General features: G+C 72.0%; 26 protein-coding genes. 18 read left to right on the top strand and 8 right to left on the bottom strand.

The features are described 5' to 3' along the window. Window positions 1-33: 33 nt before the first annotated feature. The 3 genes from ACZ5K7_RS00520 to ACZ5K7_RS00510 form a co-directional block, all read right to left on the bottom strand. Window positions 34-840: a hypothetical protein gene (locus ACZ5K7_RS00520; protein ID WP_468908809.1), complete on the bottom strand. Its 807-nt coding sequence runs from the start codon at window positions 838-840 to the stop codon at window positions 34-36. Next, window positions 840-2,114 (bottom strand): VWA domain-containing protein, encoded by a 1,275-nt coding sequence (locus ACZ5K7_RS00515; RefSeq protein ID WP_351697982.1) that lies wholly within the window; start codon window positions 2,112-2,114, stop codon window positions 840-842. Before ACZ5K7_RS00515 ends, ACZ5K7_RS00520 begins: the two co-directional genes overlap by 1 nt. Before the next feature lie 107 nt (window positions 2,115-2,221). After that, on the bottom strand, window positions 2,222-3,754 hold the full coding sequence (locus tag ACZ5K7_RS00510; RefSeq protein ID WP_468908806.1) for an IucA/IucC family protein: 1,533 nt from the start codon (window positions 3,752-3,754) through the stop codon (window positions 2,222-2,224). Between the two features lie 93 nt (window positions 3,755-3,847). On the opposite strand from ACZ5K7_RS00510, the gene ACZ5K7_RS00505 reads away from it, so the two are divergent. The 7 genes from ACZ5K7_RS00505 to ACZ5K7_RS00475 all read left to right on the top strand — a co-directional run bounded on the left by ACZ5K7_RS00505 (window position 3,848) and on the right by ACZ5K7_RS00475 (window position 10,486). Then, on the top strand, window positions 3,848-5,380 hold the full coding sequence (locus ACZ5K7_RS00505; protein WP_468908803.1) for an IucA/IucC family protein: 1,533 nt from the start codon (window positions 3,848-3,850) through the stop codon (window positions 5,378-5,380). A gap of 95 nt (window positions 5,381-5,475) precedes the next feature. Next, window positions 5,476-6,297, top strand: a complete 822-nt coding sequence (locus ACZ5K7_RS00500; RefSeq protein WP_468908801.1) for an SDR family NAD(P)-dependent oxidoreductase — start codon at window positions 5,476-5,478, stop codon at window positions 6,295-6,297. 538 nt (window positions 6,298-6,835) lie between these two features. Continuing rightward, window positions 6,836-7,243: a nuclear transport factor 2 family protein gene (locus ACZ5K7_RS00495; protein WP_468908798.1), complete on the top strand. Its 408-nt coding sequence runs from the start codon at window positions 6,836-6,838 to the stop codon at window positions 7,241-7,243. Between the two features lie 267 nt (window positions 7,244-7,510). Beyond that, window positions 7,511-7,789, top strand: a complete 279-nt coding sequence (locus tag ACZ5K7_RS00490) for a GMC oxidoreductase (protein ID WP_468908796.1) — start codon at window positions 7,511-7,513, stop codon at window positions 7,787-7,789. Window positions 7,790-7,881: 92 nt separating this feature from the next. After that, the gene (locus ACZ5K7_RS00485; protein WP_351697992.1) at window positions 7,882-9,036 is read left to right on the top strand and encodes a PP2C family protein-serine/threonine phosphatase; all 1,155 of its coding nucleotides are present in this window, start codon (window positions 7,882-7,884) and stop codon (window positions 9,034-9,036) included. Between the two features lie 272 nt (window positions 9,037-9,308). Continuing rightward, complete coding sequence (locus tag ACZ5K7_RS00480) at window positions 9,309-10,214, top strand: HipA family kinase (RefSeq protein WP_351697994.1); 906 nt, start codon at window positions 9,309-9,311, stop codon at window positions 10,212-10,214. Further along, complete coding sequence (locus ACZ5K7_RS00475; protein ID WP_468908792.1) at window positions 10,211-10,486, top strand: Rdx family protein; 276 nt, start codon at window positions 10,211-10,213, stop codon at window positions 10,484-10,486. The genes ACZ5K7_RS00480 and ACZ5K7_RS00475 overlap by 4 nt, the downstream gene beginning before the upstream one ends. A gap of 11 nt (window positions 10,487-10,497) precedes the next feature. Here the strand turns inward: ACZ5K7_RS00475 and aceB are convergent, their stop codons facing one another. Both aceB and ACZ5K7_RS00465 read right to left on the bottom strand, forming a co-directional pair. After that, window positions 10,498-12,120 carry a malate synthase A gene (aceB, locus tag ACZ5K7_RS00470; protein WP_351697998.1) on the bottom strand — a complete coding sequence of 541 codons (1,623 nt, stop codon included), beginning with the start codon at window positions 12,118-12,120 and terminating at the stop codon, window positions 10,498-10,500. 184 nt (window positions 12,121-12,304) lie between these two features. After that, complete coding sequence (locus ACZ5K7_RS00465) at window positions 12,305-12,904, bottom strand: nucleotidyltransferase family protein (RefSeq protein ID WP_468908788.1); 600 nt, start codon at window positions 12,902-12,904, stop codon at window positions 12,305-12,307. 155 nt (window positions 12,905-13,059) lie between these two features. Between ACZ5K7_RS00465 and ACZ5K7_RS00460 the strand changes: the two genes are divergently transcribed. After that, on the top strand, window positions 13,060-13,374 hold the full coding sequence (locus ACZ5K7_RS00460; protein WP_351698002.1) for a DUF5955 family protein: 315 nt from the start codon (window positions 13,060-13,062) through the stop codon (window positions 13,372-13,374). Between the two features lie 107 nt (window positions 13,375-13,481). On the opposite strand, the gene ACZ5K7_RS00455 is transcribed toward ACZ5K7_RS00460, so the two are convergent. Then, window positions 13,482-14,273 carry an IclR family transcriptional regulator gene (locus tag ACZ5K7_RS00455; protein ID WP_468908785.1) on the bottom strand — a complete coding sequence of 264 codons (792 nt, stop codon included), beginning with the start codon at window positions 14,271-14,273 and terminating at the stop codon, window positions 13,482-13,484. Between the two features lie 285 nt (window positions 14,274-14,558). Between ACZ5K7_RS00455 and allB the strand changes: the two genes are divergently transcribed. The 5 genes from allB (at window position 14,559) to ACZ5K7_RS00430 (ending at window position 19,214) form a co-directional block, all read left to right on the top strand. Then, complete coding sequence (gene allB, locus ACZ5K7_RS00450) at window positions 14,559-15,899, top strand: allantoinase AllB (RefSeq protein WP_351698006.1); 1,341 nt, start codon at window positions 14,559-14,561, stop codon at window positions 15,897-15,899. A 51-nt stretch (window positions 15,900-15,950) separates the two neighbouring features. Beyond that, complete coding sequence (gene alc / locus ACZ5K7_RS00445; RefSeq protein ID WP_468908782.1) at window positions 15,951-17,072, top strand: allantoicase; 1,122 nt, start codon at window positions 15,951-15,953, stop codon at window positions 17,070-17,072. An 85-nt stretch (window positions 17,073-17,157) separates the two neighbouring features. Next, on the top strand, window positions 17,158-17,967 hold the full coding sequence (locus ACZ5K7_RS00440) for an AIM24 family protein (protein ID WP_360475108.1): 810 nt from the start codon (window positions 17,158-17,160) through the stop codon (window positions 17,965-17,967). Between the two features lie 95 nt (window positions 17,968-18,062). After that, the gene (locus ACZ5K7_RS00435; RefSeq protein WP_450972093.1) at window positions 18,063-18,689 is read left to right on the top strand and encodes a dihydrofolate reductase family protein; all 627 of its coding nucleotides are present in this window, start codon (window positions 18,063-18,065) and stop codon (window positions 18,687-18,689) included. A gap of 129 nt (window positions 18,690-18,818) precedes the next feature. Beyond that, window positions 18,819-19,214 carry a ribonuclease gene (locus ACZ5K7_RS00430; protein ID WP_351698014.1) on the top strand — a complete coding sequence of 132 codons (396 nt, stop codon included), beginning with the start codon at window positions 18,819-18,821 and terminating at the stop codon, window positions 19,212-19,214. Between the two features lie 66 nt (window positions 19,215-19,280). On the opposite strand, the gene ACZ5K7_RS00425 is transcribed toward ACZ5K7_RS00430, so the two are convergent. Continuing rightward, window positions 19,281-19,481, bottom strand: coding sequence for a hypothetical protein (locus tag ACZ5K7_RS00425; RefSeq protein ID WP_468908778.1), 201 nt, complete (start codon window positions 19,479-19,481; stop codon window positions 19,281-19,283). A 170-nt stretch (window positions 19,482-19,651) separates the two neighbouring features. On the opposite strand from ACZ5K7_RS00425, the gene ACZ5K7_RS00420 reads away from it, so the two are divergent. The 3 genes from ACZ5K7_RS00420 to ACZ5K7_RS00410 all read left to right on the top strand — a co-directional run bounded on the left by ACZ5K7_RS00420 (window position 19,652) and on the right by ACZ5K7_RS00410 (window position 22,938). Beyond that, window positions 19,652-20,911: a sensor histidine kinase gene (locus ACZ5K7_RS00420; RefSeq protein WP_468908776.1), complete on the top strand. Its 1,260-nt coding sequence runs from the start codon at window positions 19,652-19,654 to the stop codon at window positions 20,909-20,911. Window positions 20,912-21,015: 104 nt separating this feature from the next. After that, window positions 21,016-21,678: a response regulator transcription factor gene (locus ACZ5K7_RS00415; RefSeq protein ID WP_351698020.1), complete on the top strand. Its 663-nt coding sequence runs from the start codon at window positions 21,016-21,018 to the stop codon at window positions 21,676-21,678. Window positions 21,679-21,753: 75 nt separating this feature from the next. Beyond that, window positions 21,754-22,938 carry a cytochrome P450 family protein gene (locus tag ACZ5K7_RS00410; RefSeq protein ID WP_468908772.1) on the top strand — a complete coding sequence of 395 codons (1,185 nt, stop codon included), beginning with the start codon at window positions 21,754-21,756 and terminating at the stop codon, window positions 22,936-22,938. A gap of 79 nt (window positions 22,939-23,017) precedes the next feature. Here the strand turns inward: ACZ5K7_RS00410 and ACZ5K7_RS00405 are convergent, their stop codons facing one another. Beyond that, the gene (locus tag ACZ5K7_RS00405; protein ID WP_351698024.1) at window positions 23,018-24,028 is read right to left on the bottom strand and encodes a Gfo/Idh/MocA family protein; all 1,011 of its coding nucleotides are present in this window, start codon (window positions 24,026-24,028) and stop codon (window positions 23,018-23,020) included. A gap of 130 nt (window positions 24,029-24,158) precedes the next feature. On the opposite strand from ACZ5K7_RS00405, the gene ACZ5K7_RS00400 reads away from it, so the two are divergent. Together ACZ5K7_RS00400 and ACZ5K7_RS00395 are read left to right on the top strand one after the other, a co-directional pair. Beyond that, window positions 24,159-24,896 carry a GntR family transcriptional regulator gene (locus ACZ5K7_RS00400; protein ID WP_351698172.1) on the top strand — a complete coding sequence of 246 codons (738 nt, stop codon included), beginning with the start codon at window positions 24,159-24,161 and terminating at the stop codon, window positions 24,894-24,896. A gap of 201 nt (window positions 24,897-25,097) precedes the next feature. Continuing rightward, window positions 25,098-26,102, top strand: a complete 1,005-nt coding sequence (locus ACZ5K7_RS00395) for a sugar ABC transporter substrate-binding protein (RefSeq protein ID WP_468908770.1) — start codon at window positions 25,098-25,100, stop codon at window positions 26,100-26,102. The last annotated feature ends 1 nt before the right edge of the window (window position 26,103 follow it).

Genomic DNA, 26,103 nt, shown 5'->3' with positions numbered 1-26,103 from the left:
CGAACGGGGGCCCGGTCACCGGAACGTGTCAGGTCAGGCGCCCGGCGGCACCCGGTACGGCCGACCCGACCCGCGCGTCAGCGCGTATCCGCCGATGCCGGCCAGCGCGGCCAGCACCCCGCCGATCCCGGTCCACACCCAGCGGTCGGTCCACCAGCCGGAGGACCAGCCGTCGTCCGAACCGAAACTGGAGAGCACCGCGGTCTTCGTATCACCGTCGTCGCTCTTCTCGGAGGTGACCGCGATCCCGGGGACCAGCGGCTTCGCCAGCGAACCGTCCACCGCCGCCGAACCGCCGATGTCCTTCGAGTCCACCCGGACCTCGGCACTCACCGGCTGGCCGAGGTCCGCGTCGCCGAGGTCCACCACCGTCAGCCGGACGTAGTACGTGCCGGGCAGCGGGTCGTTGGCCCACGGCTCCGACCAGCCCCTGACGGTACGCATCACACAGGCCAACTGCACCGACGTGGCGCCCTGTCCGGCCGTGCGGGTCGCCGCGCCGTACTGGCAGGCCTGGCGGCGCCGCAGACCGTCGTACACGTCGATCTGCCAGGTCTGCGCCGCGTGCGAGTCGGGCAGCTTCACCGTCGCCTTGACGTCGGGGCGCTGACCGGCGTCGGCGGGGAACGACCAGTACAGGTAGTCGCCCGTCGATCCGCTGGCGGTGGCCTGCTGTCCCTGGTCGAGTTCCGTCGCCGTACGGAAGGACGTGCCCGCCTGGGTGGGCGCGCCGCTGTCCTCCGAGGAACTGGGAGAGGGGGAGGCGTCGTCGGCGTACGCCGGGCCCGCGGCCAGGCCCACCGCCAGCAGGGCGGCGCTCAACACACGTGTGATCGACATCAGTTGGTCCTCCAGACCGCTACTCGCCAGCGCGACACCCAGCCCCACAGCAGACCCGCGAGGAAGCCGGTCAGCACCAGCGCCCCGAGCAGCCACCAGCCGCGGCCGAGACCGAAGGAGGCGACGTCGGACGCCTTCGACGGCCCGTCCACCACGTCCACCGTCAGCTCGACGGGCAGGCCCGGGCTGGTCTTCACGCCGGAGGTGGCCGAGAAGGAGTTGGTCACCTGGAGACAGACGGTCTCCGGGGTGGTGTCCTCGTCGTCGTCGCTCTCGGCCTTCGGGTACCGCAGACCGGTCGAGATGACGTCGGTACGGCCGGTGCCCGACGCCTCGCCGCGCACGATCTCGCGTCCGTGCACGGTCACCGCGCGCAGCAGCACCCCGTAGTCCGGGTTGACGGCCCGGTCGGCGGCGACGCTGACCGAAGCCCGCAGCTCCTGGCCGGGGCTGACGTCGACCTTGTACCAGCGCTGCTGCCCGAACTCCTCGCGGTCGGTGTACAGCCCGGACTTCAGCGCGGGCGCCGAGGAGCACTGGCCGGTGCCGTCCGTGGCCACCGGCGTCACCACCGGATCGGCGGCCCGGTGCACCAACTGCCCGACCCGGTCGCTCAGTTCCTCCTTGTGCTGGACGGAGGTGTAGGTGCCGCCGGTCGCGTCCGCGATGCAGCTCAGCTGGTCCCGGGTCTTGGCGTCCGGCACCAGGCCGAGCGTGTCGATGGTCAGCCCGACGCCCTTGGCGGCGATCTCGCGGGCCACCACGCACGGGTCCAGCGGCTGGCAGGTGTCCTCGCCGTCGCTGATCAGGACGATACGGCGGGTCCCGCTACCGCCCTCGAGATCGTCGGCCGCCTTGAGCAGCGCGGGGCCGATCGGGGTCCACCCGGTCGGCGTGAGCGTGGCGACGGCGGTCTTCGCCTCGGTGCGGTCCAGGGTGCTGACCGGGTAGAGCTGCGCGGTGTCCTTGCAGCCGGTCTTCTTGTCGTTTCCGGCGTAGTTGGCGCCCAGCGTGCGGATGCCGAGCTGGACCCCCTCGGGCGTCGCGTCCAACACCTCGTTGAACGCCTGCTTGGCCGCGGCCATCCGCGTCCCGCCGTCGATGTCCGTCGCCCGCATGGAACCGCTGACGTCCAGTACCAGCTCCACCTTGGGAGCCGCCTGGCCCGTCTCGTCCGTCTCGTCGGCGACCGCTCCGCCGGGGAACGCGATCCCGGCCGCCAGGGCGGCGAGCAGAGCGCAGACTCCTGCCGCCGTCCGTTGTGTTCTGATCATCGGCGGATCCTATTGATCAGAGGCGCCGGGCTCCAAAACGAGGTCCGGACGCCAAAACGCGAGCGGCCGGCAGGCCAACGGAGGGTGGCGGGCGGACAGGTGAGCGCTCACCACCTGTCGGCGAGCGGATTCGGCAGTGCCGCCCACTGGTCCCCGGGCACCTCGGGCGACAGCCGCATCAGCGTCAACGCCTTCGCCGGCAGCGGGCCTTCGAGGAGGGCCGTCAGGTCGGGGGTGGCGGGAAGGTCCCGTACGGCCGTCTCCAGAGCCGTCGCCAGGGCCGGTCCCGAACCCGCCGTGCCCGCCAGGGCGCCCGCGACCAGGGAGCCGAACAGCTTGCGGCGCAGAGTCGTTTCGTCATCCGTGACCAGGCGCCCCGTCAGCTCGGGCGGGGTGATGCCGTGCCGGGCCAGACGGACCGGGCTGAGGCGGATGTCGGCCAGGTCGCGGTAGACCAGCCTGAGCGGCGCGCCGGTCCCGGACAGCACCACGAGGAGGTTCTGGCCGTGCGCCTCCAGGGCCACGCCCAGGTCCAGCAGCCGCAGGCCCACCGTCAGGGCGAGCCGGGTGAACGCGGCCAGCCAGGACGGCGATGTGGGCAAGCCGGTGGTGGTCAGGGCGGCCACCGGCAGAACCCGCTCGCCCGGCGCCGCGTACACCTCGGGCGACTCGCGCAGCACGGCCGCCAGATCGGGGGAGTCGGCGGTCGCCGCGCCCAGGGTGCGGGTCACGTGCAGGAGGCCGTCCGTGCGGGACGCCAGGTCCGCGGCGAACGACGACAGGGTCATGGCCGCGTCGATCGAGTACGTCGAGATGTCCCGGACGGACGAGGTCAGCCGGGCGCTGAGCGCGGTCTTCACATGCGGTCCGCCGGGCAGGGCGAGGGTGCGCAGGGACATCAGCGGGTGCGCGGTCCGCCAGGGCTCGCCTGGGCCGCCCTTGAGGACATGGGCGGTCTGCCACGGATGCACCGGGATCAACAGCCCCCCCGCGTCCCGGAGTTCGTCCGGCCACTCACCCGTCAGCAGACAGTCCCCGGCCGCCACCGGGACCGTCTCCAGCCGCACCGTCGGCCGGTGCTCCGGCCCGTACGCGAGCTGCTCCGCCACCGAGAAACCGGGCCGGGAACGGCAGTTGGGATGGAAGGGGTGCCCGTCGACCACCCGCTGCTCCCACTCCCAGTCCCTCCCCCAGCCTTCGGCCGGGGGGACCCCCACGGGCCACTCCTCCGGAGGGAACCCCCGGTCCGCCCGCGACAGCGCCAACGAGGCCGCGCTGTGCCCGAGTTCGGCCGCGAACCCCGCCGAATGCGGCCACCCCAGATCGGTCATCAACCGCGCCGGATCGTCGTACGCCACCCCGTCCAGACGTACGGCGGTCACATACGCGTCGGTGGCGTACGGATCCGCGCGCGGGCCGTGCAGCGCCCGTCCGTCGGCCAGCCACAGGGCCAGGCTGTGCGCCCCGCGTACCCGGCGCGCCACCCACGGGAGCGGCTCGTGCGCCAGCGCCCGCCACAGCCGGGTCAGCACCGCCGCCCGCGCACCGGGCAGCTCGGCCGTGTACCCGGACACCAGGTCCGGCCGCGCCTCGGCCAGCTCCGTGGCGAGCTGTGTCTCGATGGGGGAGGGACGGTGCACGGCAGGGCTCCTCGGGGACGGGTCCGACGGTCATGATGGCTGATGACGGCAGACATACTGATCGTGATCGGACCGTGTGCACGTAGCGAACGAATGGAACGCGTGGATCTCATGCCCCCCAGCGACAGCGGCAGCGTCGGCGAACGCGCCGACGCGTACGCTGCCGCGCCCCTGCTCAACTGCCTGCTGCGGGAGGTGGCCGAGCCGCTCCCGGACACCGGAAACGGGCCGCTCCCGGCCGCCGGGCAGGGGACACCGCGGGTCTACCGGCTGCCCGGCGGCGGCCGGCTGCTGCGGGTGCGCGGCGCCCGCCGGCCCGCCGTGCCCGAGGTGTACGCGGCCGGCCGCTGGCACCGCATCGGCCACACCGAGCTGGTGAAACTCGTCGCCGAGGAGCTGCGCGCGCACACCGGGCTGTCCAACGGCGATCTGCCGGCCGAGATGATCGACAGCCGGGACGTGGTCGCCGCGCTGCTCACGGCACGCGCCCGGGCGACGGCGCCCGACGACCCGTATCTGCGCTCGGAGCAGTCCCTCATCACCGGCCATCCCTACCATCCCGCCCCGAAGGCACGCGGCGGCGGCCCGGTCACCGCCTGGTTGCCGTACGCGCCCGAGGCGCACGCCCGGTTCCCGCTGGTGCTGCTCGGGGTGCGCGCGGACCAGGTGGCCGAGGAGGGCGACACGTCGGCGCTGGACGCGCTGGCCGCCGCACCGCCGGGCTACCGGCTGCTGCCGGCCCACCCCTGGCAGCTCGACCTGGCCGCCCGCGACCTGGCCCCGGCCTTCGCCGACGGACGGCTGGTACGCCTGCGTGAGACCGACTTCGCGGTCTGGCCGACGGCCGCGATCCGCACGGTGTACGAGCCGGTGCGCGATCTCTTCCTGAAGTTCAGCCTGGACGTCCGGATCACCAACGACATCCGTCGGCTGTGGGCGCACGACCTGCGGAAACTGCGCCGTACGGACTCCGCCGCGACGGCCGCCTTCGCGGCGATGGACGGGCCCGCGGCCTGGCTCGGCGACCGCGGCTACCGCACCGCGCGGTTCGCCTTCGAAGAACTCGCGGTCGTCGTCCGGGACGGGCTGCGCGGCTCGCTGCCGCCCGGCGCGACCCCGCTGCTCGCGGCCGGCCTGGTGGAGGGCTTCGAAGACAGCCCCCTGGCCGCGACGGCGGATCCGGGGGCCTGGTGGCAGGCGTACCTGCGCGCGGTCGTACCCCCGGCGCTCACGGCCTTCGCCGACCACGGGGTCGTCCTCGAAGCGCATCTGCAGAACACCCTGGTCGCCGTCGACGCGGACGGTACGCCGGTGCAGGCGCTGTACCGGGACGCCGAGGGCGTCAAGCTGCTGGCCGACGTGGAGCGGGCCGCCGGGTGGGAGCGGCTGGTGTACTGCCTGGTCGTCAACCACCTGATCGAGGTCGCCGCCGCGCTCGCCGAGTGCCACCCCGGGTTCGATCCGTGGCCCGCGGCCCGCCGGGAGCTGGCGCGGCATCCGCTTCCGGAGGTGGCCGAACTGCTGGCGGCGCCGACCCTGCCGGGCAAGACGAACCTGCTGCTGCGCTGGACGGGGGCGGACGGCGCCGACGCGCGCTATCTGCCGTTGCCGAATCCCCTGGCCTGAAATGGCCTGAAGCCGTGGCGGCCGACGGGGCGGCCCGGCGGATCCGCTTAGGATCATGGTGCCCGATCCCCGGCTGGTGAGGAGTCCCAACGGCCATGGCCGACGCGCGTGTTGTCGTCATCACGGGTGGCGGTACCGGTATCGGTGCCGCCACCGCCCGGTTGCTGCGGGCCGCCGGGCACCAGGTCGTCATCGGCGGGCGGCGGCCCGAGCCGCTGCGGCGACTGGCCGACGAGACCGGCGCCCTGGCGCACCCCGGCGACCTCTCGGACCCGGCGGCGGTCCAGGACCTGATCGACATCGCGGTCGCCCGCTGCGGCAGGCTCGACGGACTCGTCCTCAACGCGGGCATCGGCCGCAGCGGCGCGGTCGGGGACCTCTCGGACGAGACCTGGGACGAGGTGCTGCGCACCAACCTGACCGGCCCCTTCCTGACCCTCCGCGCGGCCCTCCCGCACCTGCTGAAGGCCCGCGGCGCGGTGGTCGCGGTCGCCTCGGTCGCGGCGCTGCGCAACGGGTGGGGCAACGCCGCGTACGCCACCTCCAAGGCCGCGCTCCTCCAGCTGTGCCGCTCGGTGGCCGTCGACTACGGCAGCCAGGGGGTGCGGGCCAACACCGTGTGCCCGACCTGGGTGCGCACCGAGATGGCCGACGGGCGGATGGCCCGGTTCGCGACCGAGGAGGACATGGCCGGCGGGGTCGAGGAGGCGTACGCGCAGGCCACGCGGCTGGTGCCGAGTGGCCGCCCGGGCGACCCGGCCGAGGTCGCCGAGGCGATCGGCTGGCTGCTGTCGCCCGCGGCCTCCTTCGTCAACGGCGCGACCCTCACGGTGGACGGCGGGATCACCGCCCTCGACCCGGGAACGATCCCGTTCGGCTTCCGCGTCGAGAGCCGGGACGGGGACGCCGGTCACTGACACCCCTGGCGCGGCCCGACGGCCCTGTCCCGGCGCTCGCCCGGGCGGAGCGGTCTTACCGTGCCGTACGGACGGGGGTCTGCCGCTGAGGGCCAGTGCGCGGTCGAGCAGGGGCGCGCCTTCGCCCTCGGGCACCTCGCCGCCCAGGAGGCCGAGGCCGCGCATGCGGGGGGCCTCGCGCGCGAACGTGTCGAACGTGGCTCGGACCCTGACTTGAACAAATGACTTGAATAAGAAGCGGCTCCTCCGGGAGAGCCTTTCCGGTCCTGTCGCGGGAGAGGCGCATTCCCTGGCCAACCAGTATTGCGTTCGCTACGCGTGTACGGCCCTGTCAAACGCGCCTTCCTGAACCTAGGTCCGACTGGTCCACCTTCACCGCGCCCGCATCGCGCCGCGGGCGCCATACTGGCCCTATGAAGCACAACGGCGAACTGGGTGACTTTCTGCGTTCGCCGCGTGCCCGTCTGCGTCCCGAAAACGCCAGCTGGACCGCGCCGACGAACACACCCGGGGCCGCCCGCTCCCACCGGAGGCTCGCATGACAACGCCCGCACAGAACAAAGAGCTGGCATTGAATGCTTTCGACACCCTCTTCGGAAAGCGCGATTACGAGGCAGCCGAAGAGTTTTGGTCCGAGAAGTATATTCAGCACAGCGCGCATATTCCGCCGGGCCGTGAGGGTCTTTTCGGTCTGGTTCGGGCTCTCCCCGACTCCCTCCGCTACGAGAACCAGTTCGTGTTCGCCGAAGGGGACTACGTCATGCTGTACGGCCGCTATGCCGGCAGTGGCGCTCCCGCCGCCTCGGTGGTCGCCGACGTGGTCCGTGTCGAGGACGGCAAGCTCGCCGAGCACTGGGATGTCTGGGAGGACGAGGCGACCCGAGCGGAATCCGCGGGCGGATGGCCGATGTTCGGCGACCGTTTTCCCGCCGAGTCAGCCGAGTAGGCCGAGCGGCAGGGCAGTGGCAGGGTCAGGCCGCCGCCGTTGCGGCACCGCAGCAGCACACCCCGCCCGGGCAGAAGTCGCACACCGCGGAGGCCGCGCTCATCCCCGTACACCGGCACAGGTCGCACCCGTTGGAGCGGGGTGCACCCGCACCCGGGACCGCCCCCAGCAGGCCCCGGGATCGCCTCGGCGACGCCCGGCCGGGTCTCTCCTCCCGGCCGGGCGGCGTGCCGTCGGCCGGCGGGGCCGCCCCGCCGGCCGGGCGGCGTGCCGGAGTACCGCACTGGTCGACGTGCGGGCGTATCCCTGGCTGGAGAAGAGTTCGAGACCGCTTTCCATGAGACGCCTACGGCGGAGCGATGCGCGCTGGTCCGCACCTGTGCCCTGGGAACCGGAGACGACTCCGTCGTCAACGCGGACCTGGAGGTCCACGGAGTCGAGCGGCTCCGTGTCGTCGACGCCTCGGTCATGCCGACCGTCATCAGCGGGAACACCAACGCGCCCACGATCGTGATCGCGGAGAAGGCGGCCGAGCTGATCGGGTAGCGGCGTCGCCGTCGGGGCGGAGAACATGCCCGGGAATGGGAGACATGTCCGCATGTGTTGGCGGGGGGAGGACGACAAGCACCGGAGCAGACATGAGCGCTGTGATGATCACCGCATCTGTGGTCGAGACCCTGCGAGCATGGCGTCGTTCGGCGCGACCTCTGTGGCTGGTCGGACCCCTCCTGCTGATCGTCGCGATCCCGGTGGCCGACGGCTTCCTGCCGCCCGACATCCATCTCGCCCACCTCCTCGTCGTCGCCGTGGCGGTCACCGCGGTCGGCGCCGGGCCGCGCGCCACCGCGCTGATCGGGGCGCTGGCGGTCCTCGCACTGGTCTCCGCGGGCGTGGAGCGACGGTCACTGACCACCGAGAGCGTCCTCGTCGAACTCTCCGCCCTCCTCGCCGTCTGCGCCTTCCTCGTTCTCTTCACCGGCCTGCGGGACCGGCGTGAACTCGAGCTCGCCCGGGTGCGCTCGGTGTCCGACGCGGCACAGCGCGTCGTCCTGCGGCCATTGCCGCAGCGGGCCGGACCCGTCACTCTCGCCTCGCAGTACCGGAGCGCCGAAGCGGACGCGACCATCGGCGGCGACCTGTACGCGGCCGCCCGGATCCCCGGCTCCACGCGGCTGCTCATCGGGGACGTCCGGGGAAAGGGGCTCCCCTCCATCAGCGACACGGCGATCGTGCTGGGCGCCTTCCGCGCCGCCGCCCACCGCCGGATCCCGCTGCCGGAGCTGGTCGCCTACATCGAGGACGCCGTCCGGTGGGGACTCGCGGAGTTCTCGGAGCCCAAGGAGGACGCCGCCGAGCGCTTCGTGACCGCCGCCGTCCTGGACATCCCGGACGACGAGCCCGTGGTGCATCTGATCAGCTGCGGGCACCCGCCACCCCTCCTGCTGCGCGGCCGCACCAGGACGGCGCTGGCGCTGGCGGTTCCCGAGCCGTCGCCCCCGCTCGGCCTCGGCATCTGGCCCGCCGGCGCGGACGGCACGGACAGCGCCGGCGCCGGCTACGTACCGGCGACCTTCCCGTTCCGGCACGGCGACAGGCTGGTCCTGTACACCGACGGCGTCAGCGAGGCCCGCAACGCCGACGGCGACTTCTATCCGCTCGCCGAGCGTGCCACGGCCTGGGCGGACAAGGCGCCCGGTCCGCTGGTCGAGCGGCTCGCCGCAGACGTCCGGGCGTACACGGGCGGCCCGCTGAACGACGACATGGCCATGATCGTCGTCCAGCGCGAAGCGTAGGACGCCCGGACAACCGTTCACCAACCCGGGGTTTACCCGCCCGCGCGAGACGCCCGACGCCGAGTTGCCGCCGGCGGCCCCGGCGGGGGCCGCGGACCCGGCCACTCTTGTCGACGTACCCAACCGCCGCCGCCGGCGGCGCAGTCCAGGGTGGCCGGCGGCACTCCTGCCCGGCTGTCACGCCTGGTTACTATGCTCATTTCATGCCCGGATCGCAGCACGACGGAGCCATCCGTGGAATATAAGGCATACGAGCGATGGGGCCTTGGAAGATGCTGAGAGAGGTTGACGCGACCCGCTATATCGAGCCCCTCCATTCCGGCGGCTCGGTTCCTGGCATCGTCGAGGCCGACGACCTCGGTACCTATGTCGTCAAGTTCACCGGCTCCGCGCAGGGCCGCAAGGCGCTGGTCGCCGAGGTGATCGTGGGGGAGCTGGCGCGGGCGCTGGGACTGCGGTTCCCCGAGCTGGTCCTGGTGCGCTTCGACCCGGCCATCGCCGCGCACGAGCCGCACCAGGAGGTGCGCGAGCTGCACGCGGCCAGCGCCGGGGTGAACCTCGGGATGGACTACCTGCCCGGCGCGAAGGACTTCACCCCCGAGATCGCCGAGGTCTTCCCGGTGGACCCGCTGGAGGCCGGCCGGATCGTCTGGCTGGACGCGCTCACCGTCAACGTCGACCGTACGGTGCACAGCTCCAACCTCATGGTCTGGCCGACGTTCGGCACCGCACCCCCGCACCTGTGGCTCATCGACCACGGCGCCGCCCTCGTCTTCCACCACCGCTGGGACACCTCGGCACCCGAGAGGGCCTACGACTTCCGCCACCACGCCCTCGGCCGGTACGGCCCCGACACCCGGGCCGCCGATGCCGAACTCGCGCCCCGGGTGACCGAGGAGCTGCTCAGGGACACCCTCGCCGAGGTCCCGGACGCCTGGCTCACCGACTTCGGCACGCCCGACGAGATGCGCGAGGCCTACGCCGGCTATCTGCTGGCCCGGGTCCGGGCCTCCGCGCAGTGGCTCCCCACCGATTTCCCGGGCCGCGACCAGCTCGCGGCCGAGGAGGCCGCCCGCGCGGCCAGGACACGGCAAGGACGCCCGGCCTGGCTGAAGCAGGTTCCCGACCTGCACGGCAAGCCCGCGGCTCAACAGGATTGGTCGGTACACCTCGGATGAGTGACAGCCAGCGCGTCGAGATCGAATACTGCACCCAGTGCCGCTGGCTGCCCCGCGCGGCCTGGCTGGCGCAGGAGCTGCTGACCACCTTCGAGGCCGAGCTGACCGAGCTGGCCCTGAAACCCGGCAAGGGCGGCGTCTTCGTCGTCCGGGTGAACGGCGAGGTGGTCTGGGACCGCAGGGAACAGGGCTTCCCCGAGCCCACGGCCGTGAAGCAGGCCGTACGCGACCGAGTGGCCCCGGGGAAGTCCCTGGGCCACTCGGACAAGTGAGCTTCTGACGATCAGCCGCGCAGCTGCTGGTACGCGGGCAGCGTCAGGAAGTCCGCGTAGTCGTCGTCGAGGGCGACGGTGAGCAGCAGGTCGTGGGCCTGCTGCCAGTGGCCGGCCGCGAACGCCTGCTCGCCGATCTCCTTGCGGATGTCGTCGAGTTCCTCGGCGGCGATCTTGCGGGCCAGCTCCGGCGTGGCCTTCTCGCCGTTCTCGAACTCGACGCCCGCGTTGATCCACTGCCAGATCTGCGAGCGGGAGATCTCCGCGGTGGCCGCGTCCTCCATCAGGTTGAAGATGGCCACCGCGCCGAGGCCGCGCAGCCAGGCCTCGATGTAGCGGATGCCGACCTGGACGGCGTTGACCAGACCGGGGTACGTCGGCCTGGCGTCCAGCGAGTCGACGGCGATCAGGTCGGCGGCCTCGACATGGACGTCCTCGCGCAGCCGGTCCTTCTGGTTCGGCTTGTCGCCGAGGACCCGGTCGAAGGACTCCATGGCGATCGGGACCAGGTCGGGATGAGCCACCCAGGAGCCGTCGAAACCGTCGTTCGCCTCCCGGTCCTTGTCGGCGCGGACCTTCTCGAAGGCCACCTTGTTGACCTCGGGGTCCCGTCGGGACGGGATGAACGCCGCCATGCCGCCGATGGCGTGCGCACCGCGCTTGTGGCAGGTGCGGACGAGGAGTTCGGTGTACGCCCGCATGAACGGGGCGGTCATCGTGACGGCGTTGCGGTCCGGCAGGACGAACCTGGGTCCGCCGTCACGGAAGTTCTTGACGATGGAGAACAGGTAGTCCCAGCGGCCGGCGTTCAGCCCCGAGGCGTGGTCGCGGAGTTCGTAGAGGATCTCCTCCATCTCGTACGCGGCCGTGATCGTCTCGATCAGCACCGTGGCGCGGACGGTGCCCTGCGGGATGCCGACGTAGTCCTGCGCGAAGACGAACACGTCGTTCCACAGCCGCGCTTCGAGGTGCGACTCGGTCTTCGGCAGGTAGAAGTAGGGCCCCTTGCCGAGGTCGAGCAGCCGTTGCGCGTTGTGGAAGAAGTAGAGCCCGAAGTCGACGAAGGCGCCCGGCACCTGTTCGCCGTCGACCTCGATGTGCCGCTCGTTCAGATGCCAGCCGCGCGGCCGCATCACGACCGTCGCCAGCTCCTCGTCCGGGCGCAGGGTGTACGACTTCCCCGAGCCGGAGTCCGTGAAGTCGATGTTCCGCGTGTAGGCGTCGATCAGGTTCAGCTGTCCCAGGACGACGTTCTCCCAGGTCGGCGCGGAGGCGTCCTCGAAGTCCGCGAGCCAGACCCGGGCGCCCGAGTTGAGGGCGTTGATGGTCATCTTGCGGTCGGTGGGGCCGGTGATCTCGACGCGCCGGTCGTTGAGCGCCGCGGGGGAGGGGGCCACCCGCCAGGAGTCGTCCGCGCGGATCGCGGCGGTCTCCGGGAGGAAGTCGAGCGTGGAGGTGCGGGCGATCTCGGCGCGGCGCTCGGCCCGGCGGGCGAGGAGTTCGGCACGGCGCGGCGAGAACCGCCGGTGCAGCTCGGCGACGAAGGCGAGTGCCGCGTCGGTGAGGACCTCGTCCTGCCGGGGCAGGGGCTCGGCGTCGACGATGGCCGGCGGAGACGGCGCTGGTGCGGACATGAGCTGTCACTTCCTTCAGCGGTGGCACCGGGTGCCAGTCGTTCCGGGTAGAGCGAAGCACACCCGATCAGGGGTCGGGCGCTTCTGAACAGTGGATACTAGTTTCCTCATTGTGGAAGTTCAATGGTTTGTTGATGTCGAGATTCTCCGGATCGAGCCAAGGTGGCGCTCAGTGCCACCCCGTTCACTCAAGGTGGCCCAGATCCGCTTCAGTGTCGATGTCGAAGGGCTCGGCCACATCCCCGCACTCGACCAGCGCGATGCTCGCCTCATGGGCCTTGAGATAGGCGCGGGCACCCCGGTCCCCGGTCGCGCTCGCGGCGATCCCCGGCCATTGCCTGGCGCCGAACAGCACCGGATGTCCGCGCACCCCGCCGTAGGCGGCCGCCACCAGCGAGTCCTCGTCCCGGTACCCGCCGAGCACCCGCGCCACCGCCTCGCCCCCGATCCCCGGCTGATCCACCAGCGACACCAGCGCGGCCCGCACCCCCGTCCCGGCGAGCGACGCCAGCCCCATCCGCAGCGAGGACCCCATGCCCTCGGCCCAGTCCGGGTTCTCCACGACCACGCAGCCGTCCAGATCGGCCCGTTTACGCACGTCGTCCGCACCGGCGCCCAGGACCACGTGCACCGGCCCGCAGCCGCCCGCGCGCAACACGCCGACCGCGTACTCCACCAGGGGGCGCCCACGATGCGTGAGCAGCGCCTTGGGCCGCCCGCCGAGCCGTCTGCCACCGCCGGCGGCGAGCAGCAGCCCGGCGATGTGGTCACTCGTGTCCGTCATGCGTCCTGCATACCCGAAGCCGGGACGGGCGGCCGGTTCCGCAGGGCTGAATTTCGGTCCGCGCTGTAGCGCGTCGCGCACGGGAGGGCGTTTACTGACCCGCGTCGCCGGGCGCCCGATCACCGTCATGAGGCGACGGGCGAGGGGGGAGAGCTGTGTTGCGGAGCTTGGGACAGAGACCAGTGACCGGCAGTGACGAGGATCCGAGGGTGACGGAACTACGGACGGCGGTCTCCCGCCTGCGCCGGGAACTGGCCGCGCATCCGGCCGAGTTCACCGACCGCGCGATAGCCGAGGACGAGCTGGCGGCTCTGGCGGCGATGGCCGTCGGCGGCATGCCGGAGATCCCGCGGCTGCGCCGCTCCCTGTTACTGATCGCGGGAGCCATCGGTTCGGTCAGCGCACTGTCCCGGGGGCTGTCGGACGTTCGCCAGGCGGTGGATCTGTTCGGGGAGACGCCGGGGCGTTGAGCGCCCCGCAAGGGGCGCGGGGCCGCGTCGGTATGCGGCTCCGCCGCGTGGGCGCGACCAGCCGCAACGCGACCCGCACCCGCCAACGGCGCACCCGCCCCTGTCGCTCAGGCGCCCGAACTCGCCAACGCCTGGGACAACTCGACGGCCACCTGCTGGAGCACCGGCACGATCTTCTCCGTCGCCGCCTCGGTGACCCGCCCCGCCGGCCCGGAGATCGAGATCGCCGCCGCCGTGGGCGAGTCCGGCACGGACACCGCCAGGCACCGCACCCCGACCTCCTGCTCGTTGTCGTCCACGGCGTACCCGAGCTGCCGTACCTCCGCCAGGGCGGTCAGGAACCCCTCCGGAGTGGTGATCGTCTTCTCCGTGGCCGCCGGCATCCCGGTCCGCGCCAGCAGCGCCCGCACCTCGGCGTCCGGCACGCCCGCCAGCAGCGCCTTGCCCACCCCCGTGGAGTGCGGCAGCACCCGCCGGCCCACCTCGGTGAACATCCGCATCGAGTGCTTCGACGGCACCTGCGCCACGTAGACGATCTCGTCCCCGTCCAGCAGCGCCATGTTCGCCGTCTCGCCGGTCTCCTCGACCAGCCGCGCGAGGTACGGCCGCGCCCAGGTGCCCAGCAGTCGGGACGACGACTCGCCGAGCCGGATCAGCCGGGGGCCGAGCGCGTACCGCCGGTTGGGCTGCTGGCGTACGTAGCCGCAGGCGACCAGCGTGCGCATCAGCCGGTGGATCGTCGGCAACGGCAGCCCGCTGCTCGCGGCCAGCTCGCTCAGGCCGACCTCGCCGCCCGCGTCCGCCATCCGCTCCAGCAGATCGAAGGCGCGCTCGAGGGACTGGACCCCGCCGCCGTTGGACTTGGTGGAGTCGGTGGTGCTGGCGCTGGACGTCGGCACGGCGCGTTCCTTTCGGGGCTGCCTTTCGGGCCGGGCAGAAGAGCAGAAGCCTACCCGGCGGCCGGTTGACGGCCGGCTTGTGCGTAGCTACGTTCTGCTTGACGGAATTATAATTCCACTTTGTGGAAACGTCCAGAGTGTGAGCCCGTGTGGCCCCGGCAAGCAGTGTGCCCTTGACGGCGCGGGAGCGGCAGTGAAGACTCCTTCAACAGAACGTTGAATTCCGTTACATGGGTGTAAATCCCGTTTCCCGGAAGTAAAACGGCGGCAGAGAGAGGGGTCCGGGTGTCCGACGCTGAACTGGTGCTGCGCTCGACGCGCGTCATCACCCCGGAGGGGACACGGGCCGCCTCGGTCGCCGTGTCCACCGGGACGATCACGGCCGTACTGCCGTACGACGCCCCCGTCCCGGCGGGCGCCCGCCTGGAGGACTTCGGCGACGACGTGCTGCTGCCCGGCCTGGTCGACACCCATGTGCATGTGAACGACCCGGGCCGCACCGAGTGGGAGGGCTTCTGGACCGCCACGCGCGCGGCGGCGGCAGGCGGCATCACCACCCTCGTCGACATGCCGCTCAACTCCCTCCCGCCGACCACGACCGTCGACAACCTCCGCGTCAAGCAGGAGGTCGCCGCCGACAAGGCGCACATGGATGTCGGCTTCTGGGGCGGCGCGCTGCCGGACAACGTCAAGGATCTGCGCCCGCTCCACGACGCGGGGGTCTTCGGTTTCAAGGCGTTCCTGTCGCCGTCCGGCGTGGACGAGTTCCCGCACCTCGACCAGGAGCGGCTCGCCCGGTCCCTGGCGGAGATCACCTCCTTCGACGGCCTGCTGATCGTGCACGCCGAGGACCCGCACCACCTGGCCGCCGCCCCCCAGCACGGCGGCCCCAGGTACGCCGACTTCCTGGCCTCGCGTCCGCGCGACGCGGAGGACACGGCGATCGCCCAACTGATCGCCCAGGCGAAACGCCTCCACGCGCGCGTGCACGTCCTGCACCTGTCCTCGTCGGACGCGCTGCCGCTGATCGCCGAGGCCAAGCGGGACGGCGTCCGGATCACCGTCGAGACCTGCCCGCACTACCTCACCCTCACCGCCGAGGAAGTCCCGGACGGCGCGAGCGAGTTCAAGTGCTGCCCGCCGATCCGCGAGTCGGCCAACCAGGACCTGCTCTGGCAGGCGCTGGCCGACGGCACCATCGACTGCGTGGTCACCGACCACTCGCCCTCGACCGCCGATCTGAAGACCGCCGACTTCGCGACCGCGTGGGGCGGCATCTCCGGCCTCCAGCTCAGCCTCCCCGCCGTGTGGACGGAGGCCCGCAGGCGCGGTCACGGCCTTGAGGACGTGGTCCGCTGGATGTCGGCCCGCACGGCCGCGCTCGTCGGCCTCGACGACCGCAAGGGCGCCATCGCGGCCGGCCGGGACGCCGACTTCGCCGTCCTCGCGCCCGACGAGACCTTCACCGTGGACCCGGCGGACCTCCAGCACCGCAACCAGGTCACCGCGTACGCGGGCAAGACCCTGTACGGCGTCGTGAGGTCCACCTGGCTGCGCGGCGAACGCATCGTCGCGGACGGCGCGTTCACGGCCCCGAAGGGACGCCTGCTGGCCCGCACCCCCTGACCACCGCTCGCTTCCGCACCCGCAGCGGCCGACACCCGAGAGGAAACTTCTTTGACGGCGATCCCGACCTTCACCGGCGACGCGCACCCTTACTCCGGCGGCGACCCGTACGCCGACTACCGCACCGCCGACTTCCCCTTCACCCGGTACGCCAACCTCGCCGACCGGCAGCTCGGTGCCGGGGTCATCGCCGCCAACGACGAGTTCTTCGCCCAGCGGGAGAACCTGCTGGTGCCGGGGCCGGCCGAGTTCGACCCCGAGCACTTCGGGCACAAGGGCAAGATCATGGACGGCTGGGAGACGCGCCGCCGCCGTGGAGTCTCGGCCGGGCAACCCTGGCCCACGGCCGAGGACCACGACTGGGCGCTGGTCCGCCTCGGCGCCCCCGGCGTCGTCCGCGGGATCGTCGTCGACACGGCCCACTTCCGCGGCAACTACCCGCAGGCGGTGTCGGTCGAGGGCACGTCGGTCCCCGGCTCCCCGTCCCCGGCGGAACTCCTCGGCGACGACGTGAAGTGGACGACCCTCGTCCCGCGCACGCCGGTGGGCGGCCACGCGGCGAACGGCTTCGCCGTCTCCGTCGAACAGCGCTTCACCCACCTCCGCGTCAACCAGCACCCCGACGGCGGCATCGCCCGCCTGCGCGTGTACGGCGAGGTCGTCCCGGACCCCGAGTGGCTCGCCGCGCTCGGCACCTTCGACGTGCTCGCCCTGGAGAACGGCGGCCAGGTCGAGGACGCCTCCGACCTCTTCTACTCGCCGGCCACCAACACCATCCAGCCGGGCCGCTCCCGCAAGATGGACGACGGTTGGGAGACGCGCCGCCGCCGCGACCAGGGCAACGACTGGATCCGCTACCGGCTGGTGGCCCAGTCCCAGATCCGGGCGATCGAGATCGACACGGCGTATCTGAAGGGCAACAGCGCGGGCTGGGCGTCCGTGTCGGTCCGGGACGGCCAGGACGGCGCGGACGGCGACTGGCGGGAGATCCTCCCGCGCACCCGCCTCCAGCCGGACACCAACCACCGCTTCGTCCTGGCTTCCCCGGCGGTGGGCACGCACGCGCGCGTGGACATCTTCCCGGACGGCGGGATCTCCCGCCTGCGGTTGTTCGGAACGCCGACGGAAGCAGGAGCGGCGTCCCTGACCACAAGGCACCGCGAACTGTCCTGAAGCTCCTCGCCAGCCCGCCCAGCCTCCTCAGGTACGGGCGGGCGGGCGACGGGAACCGCCGAAGCGTCGGCTACGTTCTTTCCCCGTGACCCTTCAGCAAGAAATCGTCGGCAACGCCATGCAGATGGCGGTCGTCAACCTGCACCCCGGCCAGACCGTCTACTGCGAAGCCGGAAAGTTCCTGTTCAAGACCACGAACGTGACCATGGAGACCCGGCTCAGCGGCCCGAACGGCGGGGGCCAGCAGCAGGGCGGTGGCGGTGGCATGGGCGGCATGCTGCGCCAGGCCATGGGCACCGCCATGCAGGTCGGCCAGCGCATGCTCGCGGGCGAGTCACTGGCGTTCCAGTACTTCAGCGCCCAGGGCGGTGAAGGCACCGTCGGCTTCGCGGGCGTGCTGCCCGGCGAGATGCGCGCCCTGGAACTCAACGGCACGCGCGCGTGGTTCGCGGAGAAGGACGCCTTCGTCGCGGCCGAGTCCACCGTCGAGTTCGGCATCGCCTTCCAGGGCGGCCGCACCGGCATGAGCGGCGGCGAGGGCTTCATCCTGGAGAAGTTCACCGGCCACGGCACCGTGATCATCGCTGGCGCGGGCAACTTCATCGACCTCAACCCCGCCGACTTCGGCGGCCGTATCGAGGTCGACACGGGCTGTGTCGTCGCCTTCGAGGAGGGCATCCAGTACGGCGTCCAGCGCGTCGGCGGCCTCAACCGCCAGGGCCTCATGAACGCCGTCTTCGGCGGCGAGGGCCTCTCCCTGGCCACCCTGGAGGGCAACGGCCGGGTGATCCTGCAGTCCCTCACCATCGAGAGCCTCGCCAACGCCCTGAAGAAGGCCCAGGGCGGCGACAAGCAGGGCCCGACCGGCGGACTGTTCTCGACGCACGCGGGGTGAGCCGCCGTACGGACGATCACGACCGATGAGTCGCGGACGCCCGCGGGGTCTGAGCTGACGACAACAGACCGCACCCCAGGAAGCAGGCACCCCTCATGGGCAAGCTCGTCTCCACCATGTTCGTCACCCTCGACGGCGTCTACCAGGCACCCGGCGGCCCCGAGGAGGACCCCGGCGGCGGCTTCACGCACGGCGGCTGGAGCCACCCCTACGGCGACGCGGACTTCGGCGGGTTCGTCACCGAGGTCTTCGACCGGGTCGGCGCCTTCCTGCTCGGCCGCCGTACGTACGACATCTTCGCCTCGTTCTGGCCGCACGTCACCGACCCGGCCGACCCGGTCGCGGCCAAGCTCAACGGGCTCCCGAAGTACGTCCCGTCCGCGACCCTCACCGACCCCGGGTGGTCCGGCACCACGGTTCTCGGCGGCGACCTCGCCAAGGAGGTCACGGCCCTCAAGGAGCGCACCGACGGCGAACTCCAGGCGCACGGCAGCGGCGCGCTGGTCCGCTCCCTGCTGGACCTGGGCCTGGTCGACACCCTCCACCTGCTGACGTTCCCGGTCGTGCTGGGCAGCGGCCGCCGCTTCTTCGAGGAGGTCACCGTGCCGACGAAGTTCCGGCACATCGGCGGCCGGGTCACCGCGGCGGGCGTCTCCATCCAGTCGTACGACCTGGCGGGCCGACCCGACTACGGTTCCTACATCGCCGACGCGAACGCCTAGCGCGGCCGGGGCCCGCCCCGTGAAGGCCGCGGGCCCCAGGTTAATTCCCTGAAAACTCAAGGGACTTGACGGGAAATTCTTCAGACTTGTCATTGACATGCCACTGTCTACGCGCGTCATCATGGAGCCATGAGATTCCCCCCACGAATCACCCGCATCGGCGCCGCCGGCGTCGTCCTGTCCGCCCTCCTCGTCGGCGGTACGGTCACCGCCGGTACGGCGGACGCCGCGGCCGCCTCGGTCGGCAGCATCTGCTACAGCGACCTGCCGTCGCAGGCGTACGACACGCTCGACCTGATCGCGTCGGGCGGTCCGTTCCCGTACTCGCAGGACGGTGTCGTCTTCCGCAACCAGGAGGGCGTGCTGCCCAGCCAGGCCAGCGGCTACTACCACGAGTACACCGTGAAGACGCCCGGTTCCTCTACGCGCGGAGCACGTCGCATCGTGACCGGCAAGAAGACCCAGGAGGACTACTACACGGCGGACCACTACGTGACGTTCGACCTGGTCAACTTCGGCTGCTGAGGCCCTGGCCGAGTCGACCGGCCGGCCGCCATGAACGGCGCGACCAGCCGGAGGTCCGGTCCGCGTTCAGCTGGACCTCCGGCTCCCCGCGACGGCGAACAGCGCGATCGCCAGCACGACCAGTGCGACGCCGGCGTAGACGCCGTAGCCGTCGAGGAAGCCGAGCCGTTGCAGGAGTCCCACGTGCCAGTGGGTGAACTCGTGCAGCAGGCCCAGCACACCCTGCACCAGAGCGATGAATCCGAGCAGTTCCAGCAGCTGTTTCACAGCACGACTCTCGCCCCGCGGCCTCCCCCCATGCCATCGGCCGCGGGGCGAGCCGTGCCCGCCGGAAGTCGCCGCGCACGCGCGCGTGCCGTGCCGAAAGTCCACGCGGGGCCAACTTTGGTCGACGATCCCGTGCGCGGGGAGGTGGTACCGGCCGGTCCTGCATAGATTTGTCGACCGTGAGCGGTGACATCTCGATACGGACGTTCGAGCGGCGACGGTGGCTCTTCCCGTCCGCCGTGATCCATGAACTCGATCCCGGCCCCGGCCCGGCCGGCCGGCGGCCCCGGCGTACCGCGCGCGACTGGTTCGTCGACTTCAGCTGCTTCCTGCTCGCCGTCCTCCTGGGCGCGATCGCCGCGAAGACGGTGTGGCACGACCCGAACGTGTCGCACGGCCTCGCGGTCACCGACCAGCTCGTCGGCGGGCTGGCCTGCGCCGCGGTCTGGCTGCGCCGCCGCTGGCCGATGGGCCTGGCGATCGCGATGATCCCGGTCAGCCTCGTCTCCGACACCGCGGGCGGCACCGCCATGGTCGCCCTGTTCACGGTGGTCGTGCACCGCCCGTTCCGGTACGTCGCCTGGATCGTCGGCGCCAACCTGCTGGCCACCCCGTTCTTCTACTGGCTGCGCCCCGACCCCGACCTGCCCTACCTGGCCGTCGTCGCCCTGGTCACGCTGTTCATCCTCCTGGTCACCAGCCTCGCCCTGTTCGTCCGCTCCAAGCGCCAGCTGATGATCAGCCTGCGCGACCGGGCCCGGCGCGCCGAGACCGAGGCGGGGCTGCGCGCCGAGCGGGCCCAGCGGCTGGCCCGGGAGGCCATCGCCCGGGAGATGCACGACGTCCTCGCCCACCGGCTGACCCTGCTCAGCGTGCACGCCGGGGCGCTGGAGTTCCGTCCCGACGCGCCCCGGGCGGAGATCGCCCGGGCGGCCGGGGTGATCCGGGAGAGCGCCCACGAGGCCCTCCAGGACCTGCGCGAGATCATCGGCGTACTACGCGCCGCGGACGGCGACGAGGCGGCCGGCCGGCCGCAGCCCACGCTGGCCGGCCTCGACGCGCTCGTCAGCGAGTCCCGCCAGGCCGGCATGAAGGTCACCCTCGACAACCACGTCGGCGACCCCGCGGCCGTCCCCGCCTCCGTCGGCCGCACCGCCTACCGCATCGCCCAGGAGGGCCTCACCAACGCCCGCAAACACGCCCCCGGCGCCGAGGTCAGCGTCCGCGTCACCGGAGCCCCCGGCGACGGCCTGGACATCACCGTGCACAACCCCGCCCCCGAGGCCGAGGCCCCGCACGTCCCCGGCTCGGGCCAGGGCCTGATCGGCCTGACCGAACGCGCGACGCTGGCCGGCGGCCGGCTGGAGCACCGGGCCACCGGCGACGGCGGCTTCGAGGTGCGGGCCTGGCTGCCCTGGGCCGCCGCCTGAACCACCGCGTCCGCAGTCCGGACAACTCTGTCCGCCTCCTGAACGACCACGTCCGCCGCCCGAACGACCACGTGATGTCGTACCCGCGTGATTACGTAGGAGCCATGACCGCGATCAGACTGCTGCTCGTCGACGACGACCCCCTGGTGCGGGCGGGGCTGTCCCTGATGATGGGCGGGGCCGGGGACATCGAGATCGTCGGGGAGGGCGCCGACGGCGACGAGGTCGAGGCGCTCGTCGACCGCACCCACCCGGACGTCGTCCTGATGGACATTCGCATGCCGTCCGTGGACGGGCTCACCGCCACCGAGCGGCTGCGCGCGCGTGCGGACGCCCCCCAGGTAGTCGTCCTGACCACGTTCCACGCCGACGAACAGGTGTTGCACGCCCTGCGTGCGGGGGCCGCCGGGTTCGTCCTCAAGGACACCCCGCCCGCCGAGATCGTGGACGCGGTGCGCCGGGTCGCGTCCGGTGACCCCGTCCTCTCGCCCGCCGTCACCCGCCAGCTGATGCGGCACGCGGCGGGCGCCCGGGCGGACACCCGGCAGGCACGCGCGCGTGACCGGCTCGCCGCCCTCAACGACCGCGAACGCGAGGTCGCCGTCGCGGTCGGCCGGGGCCTCGCCAACGCCGAGATCGCCACCGGCCTGTTCATGAGCGTCGCCACCGTCAAGACCCATGTCTCCCGCATCCTGGCCAAGCTCGGCCTGAACAACCGCGTCCAGATCGCGCTGCTGGCGTACGACGCGGGACTGCTGGAGGAGTAGGGGCACCAGACGGGCGGCCCGAGCGTTCTCCGGGTAAGGGACGGCCTCGGGGACCTCCTGAAGGGGGAGTACAGCATGCAGGTGACCGACCTCGGCGAGTACGGCGACGGTCTGCGCACGGATCCGCACACGGTCTACGCCCGGCTGCGCGAGCGCGGCCCGGTGCACCGGGTGCGCTGGCCGCTGCCCGACGACGCCTACCACGAGACCTGGCTGATCGTGGGGTACGAGGAGGCGCGCGTGGCGCTGGCCGACCCCAGACTGGCCAAGGACACCGAGGAGATCGGCTTCAGGTTCCTCGACGAGGAGCGGATCGGCAAGCACCTGCTGGCCGCCGACCCGCCCCAGCACACCCGGCTGCGCGGGCTCATCACGCGCGCGTTCACCGCCCGCCGGGTGGCCGGACTGGAGCCGCGGATCCAGGAGATCACCGACCGCCTGCTCGACGAAATGCTCCCGCACGGCCGCGCCGACCTCATCGACGCCCTCGCCTACCCGCTGCCGATCACGGTGATCAGCGAACTCCTCGGCGTCCCCGAGCTGGACCGCGCGCGGTTCCGGAAACTCTCCAACGAGGTGGTCGGCTCCGCCCGTCCGAGCGGCGAGTTCGACGCGTTCGCCGAACTCGCCGACTATCTGAAGGAGCTGATCGAGGACAAGCGGTGCGCGGGCCCGAGCGGCGACCTGCTCAGCGACCTGATCCGCACCACCACCGAGGACGGCGACCGGCTCTCCGTCGAGGAACTGCGCGGCATGGCCTACGTCCTGCTGATCGCCGGCCACGAGACCACCGTCAACCTGATCGGCAACGGCGTCCTGGCCCTGCTCATCCACCCCGCCCAACTCGCCGCCCTGCGCGCCGACATGAGCCTCCTGGACGGCGCGGTCGAGGAGATCCTGCGCTGGGAGGGCCCGGTGGAGAACGCGACGTACCGGTACGCCGCCGAGCCCCTGGAGATCGCCGGCACCGCCATCGAGCGGGGCGAGCCGGTGATGATCGGGCTCACCGCCGCCGACCGCGACGACGCCCGCTATCCCGAGCCCGGCCGCTTCGACATCCGCCGCGACACCCGCGGACACCTCGCCTTCGGCCACGGCATCCACTTCTGCCTGGGCGCGCCGCTGGCTCGCCTGGAGAGCCGCACGGCCCTGCGCTCCCTCCTGGAACGCGCCCCGGACCTGGCCCTGGACGGACCGCACGGGGACTGGCTGCCGGGCACGCTGATGAGAGGGGTGCGGAACCTTCCGGTGCGCTGGTAGCCGGGGTGCGCCGGTCGCCGGTGCGCTGGTAGCCGGGATGCCCCGGTCGCCGGTGCGCTGCCGGCGGCGGCAGCCGCGGTCAGCCCAGCCGGTCCGGGATCTCCGCGAGTGCCACCGGTCTTCGCTCGTGCCGGGAGACCTCGCAGGCCTCCGCGATCCGCAGCGCCTGGAGCGCCTCGCGCCCGTCGCAGGGGTTGGCGAGCCCGCCGCGCACCACGTCGACGAAGGCGCACAGCTCGGCCTCGTAGGCGGGTCCGAACCGCTCCAGGAAGCCCGGCCACGGCTTGTCCGCGGGCGGCGGCCCGGTCGGCTCCGTGGAGGCCACCGGCGTACGGTCGTCCAGGCCGACCACGACGGTGTCCCGCTCCCCGGCCAGCTCCATCCGCACGTCGTACCCGGCGCCGTTCAGCCGGGTCGCGGTGGCGGTGGCCAGCATGCCGTCGTCCAGGGTGAGCAGGGCCGCGCCGGTGTCCACGTCACCGGCCTCGCGGAACATGGCGGGCCCGGCGTCCGAGCCGGTCGCGTACACGTCGACGACCTCGCGGCCGGTCACCCAGCGCAGCACGTCGAAGTCGTGGACCAGGGTGTCCCGGAACAGTCCGCCGGACAGCGGCAGCCACTCCGGCGGGGGCGGGGACTGGTCGGAGGTCAGCGCCCGCACGGTGTGCAGCCGCCCGAGCCGGCCCGAGCGCACGGCCTCCCGGGCGCCCACGTACCCCTTGTCGAAGCGCCGCTGGAAGCCCATCTGCAGCACCGTCCCGGCCTTCTCGACCTCGGCCAGGGCGTGCAGTGTGCCCGGCAGGTCCAGCGCGATCGGCTTCTCGCAGAACACCGGGAGCCCGGAGCGTGCCGCGCGGCCGATCAGGTCGGCGTGCGCCGAGGTCGCGGCGGTGATCACCACCGCGTCCACGCCCCACCTGAAGATCTCGTCCACCCCGGGCGCCGCCGTCTCCCCGAGGCGGTGCGCCAGATCCTGGGCCCGCGCCGGATCGACGTCCGAGAGGATCAGTGATCCGACCTCCCGATGACGGCTGAGCGTGTTCGCATGGATGGTTCCGATGCGGCCCGTCCCGATGACCCCGATGCGCATGGGAACAAGGTGCGGGTGCACCCCGTGCGCTGTCAATCCGTATGTCCGGACAATCGAACTACACAACTTCCCGTCAACCCGTCACGGGGATACGCTCGGGCCCGTGCCGAAACCAGATGTGGACCCGACCGTGCCGCTCGACCTGAGTGTGGACCGGAGCTCGCCGGTGCCGTTGTACTTCCAGCTCGCGCAGCAGCTGGAGGCGGCCATCGAGCACGGCTCGCTCACCCCCGGCAGCCTGCTGGGCAACGAGATCGAGCTCGCCGCACGGCTCGGCCTGTCCCGCCCGACCGTGCGTCAGGCCATCCAGTCCCTCGTCGACAAGGGCCTCCTTGTCCGTCGCCGGGGTGTCGGCACCCAGGTCGTGCACAGCCAGGTCAAACGTCCCCTGGAGCTCAGCAGCCTCTACGACGACCTGGAGTCGGCCGGCCAGCGCCCCGCGACGAAGGTGCTGGTCAACACCGTCGTCCCGGCGTCCGCCGAGATCGCCGCCGCGCTCGCGGTCGCCGAGGACACCGAGGTGCACCGCATCGAGCGCCTGCGGCTGGCGCACGGCGAGCCGATGGCGTACCTGACCAACTACCTGCCGCCGGGCCTGCTCGACCTGGACACCGGTCAGCTGGAGGCCACCGGCCTCTACCGCCTGATGCGGGCCGCCGGAATCACCCTGCACAGCGCCCGCCAGTCCATCGGGGCCCGCGGCGCCACGGCCGCCGAGGCGGAGCGGCTCGCCGAGCCGGAGGGCGCCCCGCTGCTCACCATGCGGCGCACCACGTACGACGACACCGGCCGCGCCGTCGAGTTCGGCGACCACATCTACCGGCCGACCCGCTACTCCTTCGAGTTCCAGCTGCTCGTACGGTCCTGAGCGCCGACCGGATTCCGACGTTCCGTTAGTCGCAATGTCCGGACAATGTGAGCGCAGAGTGCCGCCCGCCGCCGTCAGGGGTGTACCCCATGTTCGATACTGAGGCTTTTGGGGCAGGCGAGGTCGCCGTCGGTGGTCACCCACGGTGAGCTTCGCCCGCCCCTCTCGCACGTATGAGCACGGCAAGAAGGGCACGGCCTCGTGGCACGGTTTCGGACCTGGGTGGGCATCGCGGTGGCGGGGGCGCTCAGCGTCACCCTCGCCGGATGCAGCAGTACCGGCGGCAAGCGGGCGGAGGACGCCCGGAACGTCGCGGCGGCCCAGGGGAGAGCGGCGGTGAACACCCCCCGCTGGACCTTCGCGATGATCACTCACTCGGGGGACGGCGACACCTTCTGGGACATCGTGCAGAGCGGTGCGAAGCAGGCCGCCCGCAAGGACAACATCAACTTCCTGTACTCGCACGACGACGAGGCCCAGCAGCAGGCGCAGCTGGTGGACGCGGCGGTCGACAAGAAGGTCGACGGCATCATCGTCACCCTGGCCAAGCCCGACGCCCTCAAGGCGGCCGTGGCCCGCGCCGAGAAGGCCGGCATCCCGGTGATCACCGTGAACTCCGGTTCCGCGGAGTCCAAGGCCTTCGGCGCCCTCGCGCACATCGGCCAGGACGAGACCATCGCCGGCCGGGCGGTCGGCGACGAGCTGAACAAGCGCGGGAGGAAGAAGGCCCTGTGCGTCCTGCACGAGCAGGGCAACGTCGGCCACGAGCAGCGCTGCGCGGGCGTCGCCAGGAACTTCGACGGCGAGGTCGAGAACCTCTACGTCAACGGCACCAACATGCCCGACGTGCAGTCCTCGATCGAGGCGAAGCTCCAGGCCGACCGGTCGATCGACGCGGTCGTCACCCTCGGGGCGCCGTACGCCGACACCGCCGTGAAGGCGAAGACGGACGCGGGCAGCACGGCCGAGGTCGACACCTTCGACCTCAACGCCAAGGTCGCCGCCGAACTGAAGGACGGCACCCTCGGCTTCGCCGTGGACCAGCAGCCGTATCTCCAGGGCTACCAGGCGGTCGACCTGCTGTGGCTCTACAAGTACAACGGCGACGTCCTCGGCGGCGGACAGCCGGTGCTCACCGGCCCGCAGATCATCACCAAGGACCAGGCACCCGCGCTGGCGAAGTACACCGAGCGGGGCACCCGATGAG

Source organism: Streptomyces sp. NPDC031497, from assembly GCF_055580905.1.
The sequence above is the reverse complement of the archived record's forward strand: the minus strand, read 5'-3'. Positions and strand labels throughout refer to the sequence as shown.